Source organism: Cryobacterium sp. Hz9 (genome assembly GCF_004402825.1).
Classification (GTDB): Bacteria; Actinomycetota; Actinomycetes; order Actinomycetales; family Microbacteriaceae; genus Cryobacterium; species Cryobacterium gelidum.
Genome location: NZ_SOFC01000008.1, coordinates 1 through 17,666 on the forward strand (window position 1 = coordinate 1; position 17,666 = coordinate 17,666).

Below are 17,666 nucleotides of genomic sequence, written 5' to 3' on the forward strand. Positions count from 1 at the left end.
TTCCCAGAGCGATTCAGCACGACCCAGGCACCTAAGATTCTCTCCATTCCCGAGACGGCATGGATCAACAAACCAGCCGACAAACCCACCGAGAATGACGGGCTCGAACTAGCTGCCTAAACTCCCACTGGTCTCATCCGCCTTGACAAATTCCGTTCGGCGATCCATGCAAACCAAGCTGACCCGGTTGACTCATACACCGGGGCGTTCAACGACCACATGGGTGCGGACCTGTCCCTCGCGGCGCTCGGTGGCCCTCTCCAATCGCAACGTAGTTATTCGTCGAACGTCACTCGCAGCAGCGCATTCGGGCCCGGCTGGACGTTCAATTACGACGCGGGGCTCTCAATCGACTCCGGGACCGGTGTCATCACCTATCACAGTCCGACCGGAGCGCTGCAAGCGTTCACCCCCGATGGGCTTGGAGGATATTTAGCCCCTCCGGCGGTGGCCAGCACACTCGCGAGGGTCAGCGGTGACGGTTTCGCCCTTGTGAACTGGGATCAGAGTGAGCAAGTCTTTGACAGCTCAGGACGACTGACGATGATCAAAGATCGCAATGGCCAAGGTTCCATCCTGACCTACTCTGGGGCGCAGCTTCTGACGGCGAGCGGCAGTGGGCGATCACTGACTTTCACCTGGGACTCAACAGGAACACGAATCACCCAAGTGGTGGGCAGCGACGGGAGTTCGGTCCAGTACGGCTATGACGGGAGTCTCAAACTCATATCCTCGACGAACCTGCGAGGGAAGATCACTGCCTACGGCTACGACGGTGGTGGGCGCCTAGACTCCATCCGCGACCCGAACGGGAACTACCCGGTGCGCCTCGTTTACGATTCAACATCGGGACGGGCTATCCAGCAGCGGGACGCTAATGGCGCCATCACGACATTTGCGTGGGACGAGCCAACCCAAACGGCGAGCACAACGGACCCGCGCGGCCTCATCGCTAAGGATGTCTACCTGAACGGATACCTAGTCGAGCAGATCGACGGTGCCGGCAATTCAACCCGCTACTCGTGGAATGACGGAGGCCAGATGACCCGCGTCTCCACGGCCACTGGTGAAACCACAAGATTTGAGTACGACAGTCGGGGAAACACGATTCGGAGATTGGCCCCGGTCGCCAACGTTGTCAACGACACGGTCATTCCGGCTGAGTCGTACACCTATGACGCGAGCAACAACCTGATTAGCTCCACAGACTTCAACAACACCAACACCCAATACACCTATGACGGGGCCGGTAACCTGCTCACCGTCACCACCCCAGACCTTGTGTCCGGCTCCGGCTCGGTCGTGTCCAGTGTGAACACCTACAACACCAACGGGACTCTTGCGACCACCGCCGACGCCAACGCGGCAGTCACGCAGTACGCATTCAGCACTGCTGGTGACCTGAGCGCTATCACCACTGCGACCGGGCGGAAGACTACTTACGGCTATGACGGCGCAGGGCGCCCAACGTCGACGGTGAGCTCCCGCGGAAATGTTGCTGGAGCAAACCCTGGAACCTTCACCACGACTTACACGCTGAACGCTGTCGGGCAGATCACTCAAACCGTCGCCCCGCAGGGGATCACCACGAGCACTGTCTACGACAACGCGGGCCGTGCTACCTCGACAACGGACGCCCGAGGCAAGGTCACCGCGACGACATATGATGCCGACGGCCATGTGACCTCTGTCCAAGGTCCAGACCTCACCATCCCTCCCGCACTCCTGACCTACGACGTAGATGGCAACGTCCTCAGCCAGACCTCCCCGGCAGGCATCGTCACCACATTCACCTACAACTCGCTCAATAAACGAGCGACAGCCCAGACCACGGGCGCTGGTCAGTATTCGTATGAATATGACGCGGGCGGACGACTCAGTATTCAAACGTCGCCGTCAGGGCGCACGATCACGATGCAGCGTAACCAGATAGGCATCGTCAGTAGTGTTTCTTTCACTGATGGGGCGACGAGTAGTGGGATCAACTACAACTACGACCTCAATGGCAACAGAACTTCCGCGTACGCTAACGGCGCCAGCCAGGGCGTCACCTACAACGCTTTGAATAAGGTCGCCAGCGCCACAGACAATAACAACAACACGTGGAGCTACTCCTATGACAACACTGGGCGCACGGTGTCTCAGACACTGCCGGGAGCGGCACCTCAACAGCTGAGTTACGACGCCGACGGACGACTCACTAAAGTCGCAGCGGGAGCAACAACACTCGTGTCGTACGCCTACAACGACACGACCGGAGACAGCGTCGCTACTCTGCCTGGCGGGGTGACACAGACGACCTCGATCGACGCGGCCGGCCGTCCGTTAAAAGTGATCGGAGCCAAGGGCTCGACAATCCTGACCAGCTCTAGTTATGTTCTTGACGGAAATGGCGACCCGACATCAATCACCGATGCGACCGGTGCGACCGACTTGTATGCCTACGACTCATCGTCGCGGCTGCCCCAGGTATGCTACTCAACCCCCACCTGCACGAGATCCACCAACTCCATTAAATGGACGTACGACGGCGACAGCAAGAGACTCACCGAAACGCGGCCAACAGGAACAACAAATTACGCCTACAACTCGACAGGGCGACTCACGAGCCGATCAGGTGCGTCCGGTGCCGCGACCTATTCGTACGACGCGGACGGCAATATTACGAACGGCGGTACCAGCACGTTCAATTGGGACGCCGCGGGAGACCTGGTCAGCGCAGGCGGGTCAAGGCCGACGACTTACACCTACGACGCGGACGGCCGCCGAGCCACCACCACCACCGGTAACGCCGTAGTGCGGAACCTGTGGAGTCCGACTACCGGTCAACTCGACATCGAACAGAGCGCTAGCGGCGACACGCTGCGCCGATACACCTACGGCACCAGCCTTGTGGGTCTCACCAGTGGCACAACTAACTACTCGTACCTGACCGATGCGCAAGGATCCGTCCGAGCAGTTGTCGACGCGACGGGAAGCGCAAAATTGACTTACGCATATGAGCCTTATGGGGGTATGCGCAGCAGCACGGCTGGGCAGAAGGCCCCAACAAACCCTCGTCAGTACCTGAGTGCATTCGCCGAGGGGACATCGTACAATCTGACGGCGAGACAATATGTGCCAAGCATTGGTCAGGTCCTGTTGCCGGATCCTGCAGCCAACCCAGGAGTCGGATATCAGTACGGAAATGCAAACCCGATGGTCAACCTCGATCCGTTTGGGAAAAGCGCGAGTAGTTGGCTGTCGGTCACTGCCGGTATCAGCGGCGGCCATGCCGCGACCTCCGGGACCGTCAGCAGCAATTGCACACAGGCTGCCTTGTGTTCAGTTCTTAACTTCGGACCAGCCCCACTCTCGGGCGTTGCCGGAGCAGTGAGCGGAGCGCCTGATGGCTCCGCGGTGAGCTGCGCTTCAGCGAAAGGTGGGTGCGCTAGTGCCGTGGTCAACGGTGCGGTCAACGGCAGCACGGCCGGCGGGGCGCTTAACAAGGCCGCCCGGCTAACGTCGGCGAAAAACGATGCATGGGACACAGCCGGATTGGTGCTCGGTGTTGCCGGGGTCGCATTGTTCGTCGCCGCGTTCGTTGTCGCCAGCCCGGCTATCATCGTAGCCTTGACTGCGACAGCCATAGCTGTCTCGGTAGCAAGCACAGTAATTGCTTGCCGGAAAGGTGTCGACGTCGATTGCACGATTAGCGCCGTTGGTACGCTAGCGGGCGTCGGGGGCATCGGCATTAAGGCTGGGGCTGTGTTGGGTAAGGGAACGGGGATGGGCGCACAAGCGGCCGGGGCCGGATTATCAAGCCTCGGTACGATGGCCGACGCCACTAGTCTTACTGTGGGTACGAGCAGATATGCCAGTCAAGGTTGGTGAATGAGATAAAAAAGTCAGACATGCTTCTAGGATTGACTGCCGAGCAATGGAGCCGTCCGCTTCGACTGCTCAGTACCGTCTTGCTCTCGCTCACGGCGGTCGGCGCCGCAGCCTATTTCCTCACGGGGGCAACGGCTGAGACGGTGCCACCATGGTTGTACGTCGTCTTCGCCTTGGCAATCCTCAACGCTGCCATAGTCACGTTTGTCGTGTTCGCGGGACTGCTGAAGGCGATTAAAGAGTCGAAAGCGGGGTACACAACGACGGGCGGGGCGTATCCGGACCTGCCTCAGCTTGATTCCAAGACCGGCGAGGTCTTGAGAGAAGCGGGGAGGACTTGAGAGAAGCGGTTCAGCGCGAGCAACCTGCGAACCGGCTCAAGTAACGACAGGCCAGACGGGGATCTCTGTCGGTTGAATCTTTGATAGACACCTCACAAGAGGGAATGCTCACTATGAGAAACACGCGTCGGAAGCTCGCTCCTGAATAAAGGTGGCTTTGTGAATTCGTCGAATATCCAACGCTAATAGAGAGATGTTCTGATGCCGTCACCTCGGGACTCTAAGAGACGACGACATGAAAATTGGTTCGTTGTTTCCGTCCCGCTTTGAGACTCGTCGGCCCAGACTTTGAGGAATCAGGACGGGCGCACGTCCAATGCCGCGCGCAAATTCCCCTGGGCATCCACGCTAATCACTGTCAGCTGATACTTATATCTGTGCTTGACTGCTCGCCCCGTGCACACGGTGGTCTCCCCAGTCGCGTCGACTGGCCGCTGGCACGTCCCCTCCACGAAAAACACCAAACCCGCCGGAGCAGCGATCTGTTCCAAATCCTGGACGGTCACCGCCATATCCGCCTCCCAACGCCGGGCAATGCTCGGACAGGGATTAGTACTCACGCACAGGAACTGTTCGCGGCGGACAATGTCATCCAGCAGCGTCCAGCCCGGAGGAGTGTCCAGCCGTGAAACCTGCGAAACAAACTCGTCGGTAGCCCTGTCTTCCAGGGTCCTGACAATGAAAATCGCAGTCACAGCCAGGACAATGACGCCAACCAGGATCGCACCAAGAATCTTCACGCCATCCCCCAAAAACCCGACGCAACAACCATAAGATTCATCACGAACTGCCCAATGCAGCTGCCTGCAGCGTAACGGTCGACCAACACCCTGTCTCTACCCCCGAGTAAGCAACATCGCCGTAACTCTTCACGCGTTGATATCTAAACTTCCGGACTCTGTGCCGGTGCCCGTGAAGCGCCCGGCGTGAAAGTGGGAGACTTCCACGCCGGACTGCTCGTTAATGAGCCCATTAGATTTCGGCGACGACGTCGTTCTCGGTGTCGTACCATTTGGTGGAAGTATCGAAGGAATTCTGGGGGGCTTACCGTGAGTTCAAAGACAATTGGCGTGTTCGCTAGTCTCGTGCTTCTTATCGTGCGCGGCATACTTCTGTGGCTCGTCGTACCACTTGGCTGTATTGCGTGGGTGATCGTTTCCCCTTGGCTTCACAAGCGCGGTGTCGCAATTGGCCAGTTCTTAGGCTGGGTTGACATCCATCTCATTGCACTCATCCAACGGAGCTTGCTGCGACCGTTTATCCGGGACACAGCCCAGTCATGGGTTCCGGCCAAAAAAATCCATGAAGTAGTACACCGCATCGGAAAGCTTGACTTGTTCTGAACCACCTGTCCACCGGCTACCGGCTACCGGCTGCAGCTGTGGAGCATTGGCTCGTCGAACAGCGTGGGTGATACCGCGCACGAGTAGCGATCAAATGAGATCAGCCATGCCGTCGTACACAAAAGCGACGGTAGCCATGGCCTTCCCCGCCAGGCTGAGGGCCCGGTCGGTGCGATGCGACCCGTCGACCGGGGCTAGCAGTGCCCTCCGATCTTTCTTCGGGTTGTCATAAGGTTGCCTGCAACGTCCCGTTGGTGAATCCCGGTACGATCTCAGTTTCCGATTAGGTAGGTCAGGTTTGACATGGTTCCTGTTCTGATTGGCGTCGTGTGTGCGTCCCTAGGTGTCCTGCTGATCTGGAGAAGGGCCGCGATCGCCCGCCTGAACGCGGATGCTCTTAGAGCAGTGTTTGGCCTCCAAGCTGAACGGTCGGCGCAAAGCTTGACACCTGGAACCATCGCCTTCACCGGCGTCGGCGCAATCGTGATTGGCATTGTGATAGCCGCAAACGGTCTCGTCAGATTGTCCCAATAACTCCCAAACCGCACTGGAGCTGACCGCATTTTCAACCTTCTCTGCATCGCACTTGGTCTCCTTGCCGGGGCTGTCGGAATTGGCGTGATTGTTTTTCGATATCGTATGCTCGCTGCGGTTCGAAAGAGACACGAAACAGTGAGCGTCCAATACCGCCAACAGGTTGACGACGAGATCAACCAGGATTCGATGCCAGATCTGAATTCAATCGTTCTCCTTGGCTCCGGCATGAGCGTCTTCGCGCTGTGCGCGCCGATAATTGGCCTTGGGACGCTTCAATGACGAACGGACAAAATGCGTCTGCATCATTAGCGTGGTCGAATGCTCGACGTTCAATAATTTCCGACGAGGAACGACTTTACCAACGCGGTCAAGCACCCAGAGCGACCCCATAGAGTCCCTCCGCCGGGCACGGGGGTGCAGGCGGCTGGGGCCGGGGTATCAAACTTCGGCACGACGGCCGATGCCACTCGTTCAACAGGGAATACGAGTAGATATGGAAGCCAGGGTTGGGGAATGAGATGAAGAAATCCGACATGCTTCCAGGCCGCACTGCCGAGCACTGGGGCCGTCCGCTTCGACTGCTCAGTACCGTCTTGTTCTTGCTAACGGCGGTCGGCGCCGCAGCCTATTTCCTGACGGGGGCAACGGCTGAAACGGTGCCGCCATGGTTGTTCGTCGTCTTCCCCTCGGCAACCCTCAACGCTGCCGTCGTCATATTTGTCGTGCTCGCGGGACTGCTGAAAGCAGTTAAAGAGTCGAGAGCGGGATACACAACGACGGGCGGCGCCTATCCGGAACTGCCTCAGCTTGATTCCACGACCGGAAAAGTCCTCAGACAAGCGGGACAGCACAAACAACCCACGAACCGGAGCAAATAACGACCGCTCCCGCCTGCACGTTGCGCGACATCACCGCAGTCACGGCATGTTTTACCCAGCCACTGCATCGTCCCAGAAGCCGAACCTTCACCGGGACACTCGGCGACATAGTTCCTGCCGGAGGCACGGGTCTGTTTTGATGGCCTTATGGCAATCTTCTTCTTTGACGGTGACCAGACGCTGTGGGATTTCCAGGCGATGATGAGGCGGGCCCTGACAGCCACGATCGGCGAGCTTCGCAGGCTTCGGCATGGGACCGGAGGAGATATGAGCGTAGAGGCGTTCGTCACCGACAGGGAGGTCGTCGCGGAACGGTTGCGGGGCCAAGTGAGCAACCTAGAGCAGGTGCGGTTCGAGGCCTTCAAGAAGAGCCTCGCCCGCGGGGAAGGTTGGTGCCATGCTGGTGGGCGCGGTTGACCGTGGAATCCACCGACACCTCCCAATTGATCAGCCCGGCGGCGTCCGCCCGGGCCAGCAGCGAAGCAAGGGCCTTGTCCCAGGTCCCGTCGGCACTGTAGCGGCGGTGGCGTTCCCAGACCGTCTGCCACGGCCCGAACTGCGGCGGCAGGTCCCGCCACGGGATGCCGGCCCGATACCGGTAGATGATCCCCTCCGTCATAAGACGGTGATCCTTGAACGGACGGCCCAACTTCCCCGCCGATTCAGGCATCAACGGGGCAATCTGCTTCCACTGGGCATCCGACAACACGGCGTAACGAGGGCTCACTCCTCCATCCTGCCGATGAACAGCCCATCATTGGGAGACACGCCCTAGCGGCCACGGTCCAAGTGAAGCCGGTTCCCCAATTCGGAACCGGCGACGTCGATACCTCCCGAGACCGGGGCATCATCCCCAGCCGTCGCCGGTTCCACCTTTCTGAAGCCAACTCAGCCGTAGGTGGCTCCGCCCGGGCGCTCAGCCGGTGCTATCGAGAATCAGGCGCGCCGCTTCCGTTGGTTGGTCCCAGTGCGGGAAGTGACCGCAGTTTTCGAACCAGTGCAGCGTTGCATCCGGGAACAGCTCCGTGGCCCGCGCCGCCTCACTGGGAGCGGTGACCTTGTCCTTCCGCCCCCATCCAATGACCACTTTGCCCTTGAGTGAACCGGCCGGTGCGCCTTCCTGGCGGGGTCCGTGAATCAGCGCGTTGAGGGACGGGTCCAGGCTGGTCGATGTCTTGAACCCGCGAAGCTCGTGCAGGACCAGATCCTGTGGCAGCTTCCAGGGGTGGGCGGAGAACTGTGCAAACAGGGCCGTGCGACCCACAGGGTTGCCCGTGAGGAAGGGGAGCGCCGGTTGGATGCGGCGTACCAGTGCGACGGATGCCTTGATGCTTGTACCAAAGATCGCTGCCTGGCGGTCATTCCAGAATCCACCAGGGTCCAGTGCGACCGTGGTGCCAGCGTGCCCGCGGCGTGCCATTTCCATTACCATCCGGGCGCCCATGGAGCTGCCTACCAGATCAAGGTCACCCAGTTCCGCGTCGCGGATAAAGGCTTCGACGGAATCGGTCAGCGTGGCAATGGTGGTTTCGCCGGTCAGCGGCGCGGATTCGCCGCAGCCGGGGAGGTCGACGGCGATGACATCGCGTTCAGCGGCCAGCGCCGGGATTACCGGATTCCAGTTGCCAATACTGGAACCGAGCCCATGGATCAGCAGGAGTGGCTTACCGGAGCCTTGCCGAGTTGAGTGCAACATGACTTCACTGTAGGGGCAGTGCAACATATCTGGCCAGAGGTTATCTGGCCAGAGGCCCGACGGCACAGCGATACGCCGTTAGGCAGCGCATCCAACATGTCTTGGATCGAACACATCTCAGGTCGAACACGCCTCAGGCAGGGGCGAAGAGTTCCAGCGCCACGTTGTCGGGGTCCCTGAATTCCAGGATGTAACCGGCTCTTCATAATTGAGAGTGTAGTTGGAGCCTGAATCCTCCCGTTTCCAGGAGTGAGCGGGCGACATAGTTGGCGAGGTTGCGGAATCTCAGGGCTGATCCGCGGAGGTGTTCGAGGCGGCATTGGATCGCCTCGGTGGGCCCGTTGGAGGTGCCGGGCCGGTCGAAGTGCGCCAAGACGTCTGCGGCTCGTTTCTTGAGGGTGCGTCCGAGGGTGACGAGCTCGGTGAGGGCGGCCGGGACGCCGTGGCTGACCGATTCGATGAGCTTCTCCATCGACTCCCGTCCCTTGATTCGGTCCTCGTCTCGGTAGGCGTTGATCATCCGCTGGTAGATGCCCCAGGTCGCTTCGACCTGCACGTGCGTTTCGGTGGCGAACAGGTCGGTCAAACGTTGTTGCTGTTTGTCGGTGAGCAGGTCCGCGCCGGTGTGCAGGGTGCGCCTGGCGGAGTAGAGCGGGTCGCCTTTGCGCCCCCGATGCCCGTGGACGGCTGCTGGACGCGGCGCCGGCAGCCGTCAAGGGCGTCCCCGGCCAGACGCACGACGTGGAACGGGTCCATGACCGCCACGGCGCAGGGTAGTTCTTCGGTGGTGGCGGTTTTGAAGCCGGTGAACCCGTCCATCGCGACGACTTCCACGTCGTCTCGCCAGGGTTGGGGCCGGTCGGCGAGCCAGGTCTTGAACACTGCCTTGGAGCGTCCCTGGACCATGTCCAGCAGCCGCGACGGGCCCGTCCCATCGCGGATCGGAGTGAGGTCAATGATCACAGTGACGTACTTGTCGCCCCGGCGGGTATGCCGCCAGACGTGCTCGTCTACGCCGATCACCCGCACCCCGTCAAACCGTCCCGGATCATCGATCAGGGCCCGTTTGCCTTCCGCCAGGACCGCGGTGTTCGCGGTGTTCCAGGCCACGCCCAGGCCCTCAGTGACCCGGGCGACGGTCAGATGCTGACACACGATGCCCGTCAGCGCCCACCGCAGGCCCCGCCGGGAGAGTTTCGCCCGCGGTTCAGCGACCTTCGTGATGTCCTGCCGCCACACATGCCCGCACCCGCCGCAGCGGTAGCGGCGTACCCGGACCAACAGCGTGGTCGGACGCCAGCCCATCGGTTCGTGCGCCAGCCGACGAGCCACCGTGTCTCTCGCTACACCTCGGCACCCGCACCGCCGGTACCACTCATCCGTGTCGACCACTCGACACACCAGCACCGCACGAGCCAGCTCAACGAGCTGCCCCACCGCTTCGAGGCTGAGCTCATCAAGGCGGCAAAACGTGGTCAGGTCAGGGGCATCAAAGGTAGCGTTGAACACGTCGAGGTCTTCCGGATGGACAGCGTAGGAACTTCCATCATCGGAAGACCTCGACGCCTACCCCGCGACCGACGCGCCACCTTCCTACACCCTTAATCGCGAAGAGCCCTCAATCAGAGATCCTAAAAAATGTGACCGTAATCCGAAATGGTGCTCAATCGCAGCTTCGGTAGGCAGTCCCATCGATCCGCAAGAGGGACCTTCAACGGGCATTTCCGCGCCGTTACGGACTTCGTCGCTTTCAACGATCCTGAGTGTCGCGTTTGCCCGGCCCGATATAGTGCCCGATGACCGGGGTTCAAACGCATCAACGACAGAAGCCGGACTGCGAGCACCAAAAGACGCGACCGGCCGTACATGTATGCGCGGTCCAGACTGCTGGTGGGCAAGCGCTGATCCAAGTCGCACGCCCAATCGGGGGATCACGGAGAGACCGGGCGCGCGTAGAAACTGGCCTCAGCCTCGCGGCGCTTGGAAACGTCGTCCACGACGAACTCCACAAAGTCCTCTTCGCGGTCGTGGATCACGATGTCTACAACGGCGTCCGCGGGTGCCTCGCCTGGCCAGGCCGTCTGGCGCGTCGCCCGGTCCCGATCCAACCGCGTCCCCGACACTGCCACCCAGTCGCGGAGGCGCTGGCGGGCATCCGCAAAGTCGCGATGCCATCCAAACGGGGCGGAGCCGTGCTGGTCGGGGTCGTAGGCACCGAGCCAGTGCAAGTGCAGCGCGGAAAGTTCCCAGACCAGTTCGGGGTGCCGGTGCCAGAACGGCGGCACAACGGATGCCGGCAGCCCGTAGGTGCGTCGCAGCCAGTTCACCCACCGGTTGAGCTCGATCCATTCGGCCTCGGCGTCTTCGGCGCTGAGGAGGTTCCAGTTGATCGGATGCGGCGGCTCGGTGATGAGCGGCCCGTCGAGATCGTCCAAGGAATTCTCTCGGAACGAATCGTTGTGATCGCCGGACGCCCACTCTGCCGCAAACGCTACCGATTCGTGGTGAGGCGCCGCGGCTGCGCGTCGATTACAGGTACGGCTCACGCGCGCGCCCATTGCCTTAAAGGCGTCCGGCATCAAGCGCGAATCCGGTCAACCCGCCTCACGGGGTACGACGGCTCACCCGACGGCCGACCGCGTTTACGCATGCCTAAATTTGCACCATTTGCAGGGCATAGTCAAAGGAATTTCTAATCCAATTGCCGTAGGTCCGATTCGTATCGGGGACACCATGGTCGTGGTTTCGTACGCAGGGGTAGCAGCGCAATTTGTCGAGGATTGCTAGATTCAAGTATGCGAGAACAACAGGCGCGAATCATCGCGGAGCTCAACGTCTCACCCACCATCGACCCCGCCGCCGAGGTACACCGCCGAGTGCAATTTATCAAAGAATATCTCAAGCACACCGGCGCCCAGGGCTTAGTGCTTGGCATCAGCGGCGGCCAGGACTCCACGCTCGCCGGTCGGTTGTGCGCGCTTGCGGTCGACGAACTCGTCGCCGAGGGTCATCCGGCCACCTTTGTGGCCGTGCGCCTGCCCTACGCGGTGCAGCGCGACGAAGCGGATGCCCAACTCGCCCTGGAATTCATCCGTGCACAATCGCAGGTTACCTTCAACATCGAACTCGCCGTCGACGGGTTCGAAAACGAATTCCTGGCCAGCGTGGACGTGGCGATGAGCGACTTCACGAAGGGTAACGTCAAGGCGCGCTCCCGCATGATCGCTCAGTATTCGCTGGCCGGCCAGCTCGGCCTGCTCGTGGTCGGTACCGACCATGCTGCCGAAGCGGTCACCGGATTCTTCACCAAGTACGGTGACGGGGGCACCGACATTTTGCCGCTGACCGGGCTGACCAAACGACAGGGCCGCGCCCTGCTGACGGAACTGGGCGCGCCCGAACAGCTCTATCTCAAGGACCCCACCGCTGATCTACTCGACCACGCTCCCGGCCAGACCGATGAGGCCAATCTGGGGTTGCAGTACGAGCACATCGATGACTTTCTCGAAGGGCAGCCGGTCGAGGACGAGGTGGCCGCAGCGATCGAGTCTCGCTACCTGAGCACCGAGCACAAGCGCCGAATGCCGGCCTCGCTGTTCGACGCCTGGTGGCAGTAGCGTCGACACCACCCGGCGTTGACAACAAACGAGCCGGTCAGCGCGGAGAAGACGCCGACCGGATCGTGCACGTCGTGCTTCTAAAGCGTCGGCGCCGCAGACGACCGCGTGAGCGGGTCCGTACTGCGCACCTCGAGCTTGTTCACGTCGTCGAGCAGGCGCAGCGTCTCCGTCGACGCGTCAGATGTCGACCCCGTAGATGTGGGCGCTGGGGTGCGGTTCACGGTCGCGGGGGTCAGCGGTGAGGCCCGCAACGGAGCCGGGGCAGAATTGGTTGCGTTGTACTGGTCGTGGTGCTGCTGGGCCACCCAGGCGTCCTGCTCGGCCAGCAGGCCCTTCTCGGTGGAGGAGTTCTGGGCGTTCCAACGATCCAGATCGCTCTGGAAGAGTTTGCGTGCCCGTGCCGGCTTGTTCTGCCACTCGACCAGGCGGTCACGAAACTCAACCAGTGCCGGTTCCAGCTGGTAGCCGAAGGTGGCGGAAGTGCGCTTGAGTTCGTACAGTTCGTGGGCGGCCCAGTTCGCAGCGATTGCCGATCCGCGAATCGGCAGCAAGCGCACCTGATTGTCGGCCTGGCCGACCGCCCGGTCGCTCATGACCTGCTCCTGCGGTGTCAGAGAATTCCACACGGATGCCTCGGTGGCGGCATCGACGAGCGTTGCGATCGCGGCCACCCGGGTCTCGCGATCACGCTGGGAGATGAGACGTTTGATGGCCCCCCGTGAGATCAACGCGGCCAGCACGCTCGCGACGACGATCGCGCCAATGAAGACGACCGCCGTGTAGACCGTCGGTTGAGTGCTGACATCGGTAAACCAGGCTACGAAGTTATTCCACCATTCCATGTGGTGGATTTTATCCGCGCCGAACCCTGTTCCCGGGGACCAGACGCGGCGTGCCCCCACGCGGTTGTCACGATTGGGTGCCGCTCTAGCGAAAGCAATCGACCGCGTCTTCGATGCGACAGAACACGCCCAAGTCCCGAGTTCTGGTTGCAAAGACGACGCGCCTGGCACTGAACCGATCGCCGTCGACGCCATCGTGGTGTTCGAGATAGCCGATGACGGCGCCGGACGGGTCGACGATACGCCACAGCCCATCGCGCACACGGATGAAGGTGCGCCCTCGAACGTTGGGAATTGCTGCGCGAGGTATGGGTGCGATGAGAGTGGTCATGTGTGCCCCTTCGTTGTATCTCAGCTGCCCGCGGTTGGTGCTTTCACGGTATCGGCGACCACTGACATCCGCTCGTGGCGAACACATCCCGAGAACACGGGTTCGACCTGTGAACCCGGCGACCAAGGAGTTACAATGGACCGATGCAAACTTTTGTGATCGCAGGTGGATGTTTCTGGTGTCTCGATGCTGTCTATCGGGTCTTACGCGGAGTAAGCGCTGTCGTGTCGGGGTACACCGGCGGTACGTCCGCCAACCCGAGCTATGAAGCGGTCTGCACGGGGCGCACCGGCCATGCCGAAGCCGTCGCGGTGACCTTCGACCCCGAGGTCATTCCAGCCAGCGTCATCCTCGACGTATTTTTCACGCTGCACGACCCGACCCAGCTCAACCGTCAGGGTCACGATGTCGGTACCCAGTACCGATCGGCGATGTTCTACACCGACACCGAGCAGAAGCAGTTGTTCGAAACGGCCCGCGACCGGGCAAGCGAGTGGTGGGGTTCTGGCATCACGACTACGATCGAACCGCTCGGCGTCTACCACGAGGCCGAGGACTACCACCAGGACTTCTTCGCCAAGAATCCAGGCCAGGGCTACTGCATGGCGGTCGCCGTGCCCAAGGTCAACAAGATTCGCAAGTCGTACTCCGAATACCTCGTCAGCTAGCTCCTCCTCCCCAGCCATTCGGTCGCGGAATTCTCCACGGATTCGAAACGGCTCAAATCTGGGCGTCGTTCCGGGCGTCACACTCGCAGTGTGCGACCCGGGATCGACGAAGACTGGCACGAGTTGTCGTTCCCGGGTCGTGCGCGTCGACTGCCTGCTCGACGCTTGCGAACGCGATAACCGTGCCGGGAGAAACTATGAGCGACCAGATCACGGTAACCGGAATCATCGGCACCGTCCCCCGCCGGACCGTCGCCAACAATGGCGCCCCGATCACATCCTTTCGACTGGCCTCCCGCCAGCGTCGTTTCGACCGGGCCAAGAACAACTGGGTTGACGACGACACCAGCTGGTACTCCATCACGACGTTTCGTCAACTGGCCCTTAATGCGGCTCAATCGCTCCACAAGGGCGAGCACGTCATCGTGACCGGTCGATTGCTCATTCGCAACTGGACCAACGCGGAACGCTCCGGAATCGACGTAGAGATTGTCGCAGTCTCCGTCGGCCACGATTTGTCCTGGTACACCACCACGCCGGTGCGGAGTGTCGCGCCGGCCCGAGCTGACACAGAGAGGCCCGAGCCGGAGCCGGTTGACTGGATCGAATCGGTCGAATCGGTCGAATCGGTCGAATCGGTCGAATCGACCATCGCGTACGCGGCGGAGAGCGTGCATCCTGATCGTTCAGGAGACGGCTTCGTTCCAGTCGAGACCGATGCTGATCGGGATGCGTATGCGAGTTTAGACTCGTAGCATCGTCCACGAACGTGGACCGGGGGAGGCGGGTCGTGAGCGCGGCAGAACTACGACAGCAGGATGCGAGTGCACATGCGGTTCGAAGGCGCGGGCGCTTCAGGCGGTTGACCGCGGCGGCCGTGGGTGCGGTCATGCTCCTCGGCGGTGCCCTGACCGGTTGCGCCGTCGGCCTGGCCGAGCCGGCCGCCCCGGTGACCGCGACCTCGGCTGCAGCCTCACCCTCAGAAAAGCTGTCGGCCACGCCGGATCCCGATCCGGCACTGTCGCCCGATGGAAGCGCGAGCGAGAATCTTGCTTACTTCAACTCTCTGGCAACGGCCGTCACCAAGGCCAACTCCGCCGCCGACGGACGCGCCTACATCGACGCGCTCGTGGTCGGCGGGTTTGACCGCACCGCCATGGAGGTGACCTTCGATCGCACGCAGGCCGGCCTCGTCGCCGACGCGGTGCAGTTCTCGGTGCGTTTCGCTGGCGAATGCCTGATCGGTCAGATTGGGCCGGCCAGCGACGGCTTCCGCAGCATGGTTGCGCCAATTTTGTCGACCGGTTTGTGTCTTGTCGGGTCCACCCGGCAAATAGACTGGTAAACACTATGGCCGAATTTATTTACTCAATGGTCCGCGCTCGCAAGGCGATCGGCGAAAAGCTGATTCTTGACGACGTCACCATGTCCTTTTTTCCCGGTGCGAAGATCGGTGTGGTCGGCCCGAACGGTGCCGGAAAGTCCACCATTCTGAAGATCATGGCGGGCCTGGACACACCCAGTAATGGCGAGGCGAGACTCTCCCCGGGCTACACCGTTGGCATCCTCATGCAGGAGCCGCAGCTCGACGAGAGTAAGACCGTGCTGGAGAATGTGCAGGAGGGCGTCGGGCCGATCAAGGCCAAGGTCGACCGCTTCAACGAGATCAGCCTCGCCCTCGGCGAACCCGACGCAGATTTCGACACGCTGCTCGCAGAAATGGGCGTGCTGCAGGAAGCCATCGATGCAGCGGATGCCTGGGATCTCGACTCCCAGCTCGAACAGGCCATGGACGCCCTGCGTACCCCGCCGGGAGACTCCGAAGTCTCCAACCTGTCCGGTGGTGAGAAGCGCCGCGTTGCGCTGACCAAACTGCTGCTGCAGAAGCCCGACCTGCTGTTGCTCGACGAGCCCACCAACCACCTCGACGCCGAGAGTGTGCTGTGGCTCGAGCAGCATCTCGCCAAGTATCCGGGCGCTGTGCTCGCCGTGACCCACGACCGGTACTTCCTCGACCACGTGGCCGAGTGGATCGCCGAGATCGACCGCGGGCACCTGTACCCGTACGAGGGCAACTACTCCACCTACCTTGAGAAGAAGCAAGAGCGTCTGCTCGTGCAGGGCAAGAAAGACGCGAAGCTGTCGCGTCGTCTCGCCGACGAACTGGAGTGGGTACGTTCCAACGCCAAGGGTCGCCAGGTGAAGTCGAAGGCGCGACTGGCTCGCTATGAGGAGATGGTCACCGCAGCCGAAAGCACGCGCAAGCTCGACTTCGAAGAAATCGTGATTCCGGTCGGCCCGCGACTCGGCGCCCAGGTGATCGACGCGACCAAGCTTGAGAAGGGCTTCGACGGGCGCGTACTCATCGACAACCTCAGCTTCACCCTGCCGCGCAACGGCATCGTGGGCATCATCGGCCCGAACGGCGTGGGAAAGACCACGCTGTTCAAGACCATCGTCGGCCAGGAGCCCCTCGACGGCGGCGATCTGAAGATTGGCGAAACGGTCGACATTTCCTACGTCGACCAGGATCGCGGAGGCATCGATCCGAACAAGACGCTGTGGGAGGTCGTCTCCGATGGCCAGGACTACATCCAGGTCGGCAAGACCGAGATTCCGTCGCGCGCCTACGTGTCGACCTTCGGTTTCAAGGGCCCAGACCAGCAGAAAAAGGCCGGTGTGCTCTCCGGTGGTGAGCGCAACCGGCTGAACCTGGCCCTCACCCTGAAGCAGGGCGGTAACCTGCTGCTCCTCGATGAGCCCACTAACGACCTCGACGTCGAAACCCTCGGTTCGCTCGAGAACGCGCTGCTCGAGTTTCCGGGTTGCGCCGTGGTGATCACTCACGACCGGTGGTTCCTCGACCGGGTGGCCACGCACATTCTCTCCTACGAGGGTACCGACGACAATCCGGCCAACTGGTACTGGTTCGAGGGTAACTTCGAGTCGTACGAGCAGAACAAGATCGAGCGTCTCGGACCCGACGCGGCCAAGCCGCACCGCTCTGCCTACCGCAAGCTCACCCGCGACTGAGACGAAGCACGGACAACTCGTGAAGCTGCACGTACCAATTCGCCTGCGCTGGTCCGACCTCGACGCCTACGGTCACGTCAACAATGCCGAGATGCTGCGCCTGCTCGAAGAGGCGCGCATTTTGGCATTCTGGGTGACCGAAGACGACGGGGCGATCGGCGCGAGTACGGCGGTGCTCGACGGTCGCCCTGGGGCGGCAACCCTGACGCTCATCGCGCGGCAGGAAATCGAATATCTCGCGCCGGTACCCTACCTGCGCCAGCCGCTCGACGTGCGACTGTGGCTCGGCAAACTCGGCGGGGCCAGCCTGGACGTCTGCTACGAGGTCTACAGCCCGGACGGTGTCACGCCCGAGCTGTTGTACGCCCGGGCGAACACCACCATCGTGCTCGTCGACGCGGCAAGCGAGCGACCGCGCCGCATCAACGACACCGAACGTGCAGCGTGGACACCATACCTCGACGCACCGATCGAGTTTGAGCGGCGCTGAGCCGCACCGGATGG

The 17,666-nt window shown here is 61.5% G+C and carries 15 protein-coding genes and 2 pseudogenes; 9 read left to right on the forward strand and 8 right to left on the reverse strand.

Annotated elements, in window-relative coordinates:
* Nucleotides 1-162: 162 nt before the first annotated feature.
* Both E3N85_RS02070 and E3N85_RS02075 read left to right on the forward strand, forming a co-directional pair.
* Complete coding sequence (locus E3N85_RS02070; protein ID WP_255453854.1) at nt 163-3,873, forward strand: DUF6531 domain-containing protein; 3,711 nt, start codon at nt 163-165, stop codon at nt 3,871-3,873.
* A 20-nt stretch (nt 3,874-3,893) separates the two neighbouring features.
* Nucleotides 3,894-4,214: a hypothetical protein gene (locus tag E3N85_RS02075; protein WP_134458917.1), complete on the forward strand. Its 321-nt coding sequence runs from the start codon at nt 3,894-3,896 to the stop codon at nt 4,212-4,214.
* A 296-nt stretch (nt 4,215-4,510) separates the two neighbouring features.
* Here E3N85_RS02075 and E3N85_RS02080 read toward each other — a convergent pair whose 3' ends face one another.
* Together E3N85_RS02080 and E3N85_RS02085 are read right to left on the reverse strand one after the other, a co-directional pair.
* The gene (locus tag E3N85_RS02080; protein WP_134458919.1) at nt 4,511-4,954 is read right to left on the reverse strand and encodes a hypothetical protein; all 444 of its coding nucleotides are present in this window, start codon (nt 4,952-4,954) and stop codon (nt 4,511-4,513) included.
* Nucleotides 4,955-5,896: 942 nt separating this feature from the next.
* The gene (locus tag E3N85_RS02085) at nt 5,897-6,223 is read right to left on the reverse strand and encodes a hypothetical protein (RefSeq protein ID WP_134458921.1); all 327 of its coding nucleotides are present in this window, start codon (nt 6,221-6,223) and stop codon (nt 5,897-5,899) included.
* A gap of 389 nt (nt 6,224-6,612) precedes the next feature.
* Here E3N85_RS02085 and E3N85_RS02090 point away from each other — a divergent pair, with 389 nt between their 5' ends.
* Entirely contained in the window at nt 6,613-6,972 is a 360-nt protein-coding gene (locus E3N85_RS02090) for a hypothetical protein (RefSeq protein ID WP_134458923.1), read from the forward strand.
* A 379-nt stretch (nt 6,973-7,351) separates the two neighbouring features.
* Here E3N85_RS02090 and E3N85_RS02095 read toward each other — a convergent pair.
* From E3N85_RS02095 to E3N85_RS02110, 4 genes and pseudogenes are all read right to left on the reverse strand, one after another.
* Nucleotides 7,352-7,699 (reverse strand): annotated as a pseudogene (locus E3N85_RS02095) (IS5 family transposase); the annotation flags it as partial.
* A 189-nt stretch (nt 7,700-7,888) separates the two neighbouring features.
* Entirely contained in the window at nt 7,889-8,668 is a 780-nt protein-coding gene (locus tag E3N85_RS02100; protein ID WP_241978260.1) for an alpha/beta fold hydrolase, read from the reverse strand.
* A 202-nt stretch (nt 8,669-8,870) separates the two neighbouring features.
* Nucleotides 8,871-10,177: pseudogene (locus E3N85_RS02105) on the reverse strand (ISL3 family transposase).
* A 422-nt stretch (nt 10,178-10,599) separates the two neighbouring features.
* The gene (locus E3N85_RS02110; protein WP_241978261.1) at nt 10,600-11,103 is read right to left on the reverse strand and encodes a DUF4913 domain-containing protein; all 504 of its coding nucleotides are present in this window, start codon (nt 11,101-11,103) and stop codon (nt 10,600-10,602) included.
* 360 nt (nt 11,104-11,463) lie between these two features.
* On the opposite strand from E3N85_RS02110, the gene nadE reads away from it, so the two are divergent.
* The gene (nadE, locus tag E3N85_RS02115) at nt 11,464-12,285 is read left to right on the forward strand and encodes an ammonia-dependent NAD(+) synthetase (protein ID WP_134458925.1); all 822 of its coding nucleotides are present in this window, start codon (nt 11,464-11,466) and stop codon (nt 12,283-12,285) included.
* Between the two features lie 80 nt (nt 12,286-12,365).
* Here the strand turns inward: nadE and E3N85_RS02120 are convergent, their stop codons facing one another.
* Both E3N85_RS02120 and E3N85_RS02125 read right to left on the reverse strand, forming a co-directional pair.
* Nucleotides 12,366-13,130, reverse strand: a complete 765-nt coding sequence (locus tag E3N85_RS02120; RefSeq protein ID WP_134458927.1) for a hypothetical protein — start codon at nt 13,128-13,130, stop codon at nt 12,366-12,368.
* An 85-nt stretch (nt 13,131-13,215) separates the two neighbouring features.
* On the reverse strand, nt 13,216-13,461 hold the full coding sequence (locus tag E3N85_RS02125; protein ID WP_134458929.1) for a DNA mismatch repair protein: 246 nt from the start codon (nt 13,459-13,461) through the stop codon (nt 13,216-13,218).
* Nucleotides 13,462-13,604: 143 nt separating this feature from the next.
* Between E3N85_RS02125 and msrA the strand changes: the two genes are divergently transcribed.
* The 5 genes from msrA (at nt 13,605) to E3N85_RS02150 (ending at nt 17,652) form a co-directional block, all read left to right on the forward strand.
* Nucleotides 13,605-14,129, forward strand: a complete 525-nt coding sequence (gene msrA / locus E3N85_RS02130; protein ID WP_134458931.1) for a peptide-methionine (S)-S-oxide reductase MsrA — start codon at nt 13,605-13,607, stop codon at nt 14,127-14,129.
* Between the two features lie 197 nt (nt 14,130-14,326).
* Nucleotides 14,327-14,884, forward strand: coding sequence for a single-stranded DNA-binding protein (locus tag E3N85_RS02135; protein WP_134458933.1), 558 nt, complete (start codon nt 14,327-14,329; stop codon nt 14,882-14,884).
* A gap of 134 nt (nt 14,885-15,018) precedes the next feature.
* Nucleotides 15,019-15,474 carry a hypothetical protein gene (locus tag E3N85_RS02140; RefSeq protein ID WP_134458935.1) on the forward strand — a complete coding sequence of 152 codons (456 nt, stop codon included), beginning with the start codon at nt 15,019-15,021 and terminating at the stop codon, nt 15,472-15,474.
* A 5-nt stretch (nt 15,475-15,479) separates the two neighbouring features.
* Entirely contained in the window at nt 15,480-17,162 is a 1,683-nt protein-coding gene (ettA, locus tag E3N85_RS02145; RefSeq protein WP_134458937.1) for an energy-dependent translational throttle protein EttA, read from the forward strand.
* Between the two features lie 19 nt (nt 17,163-17,181).
* Complete coding sequence (locus E3N85_RS02150) at nt 17,182-17,652, forward strand: thioesterase family protein (RefSeq protein WP_134458939.1); 471 nt, start codon at nt 17,182-17,184, stop codon at nt 17,650-17,652.
* The last annotated feature ends 14 nt before the right edge of the window (nt 17,653-17,666 follow it).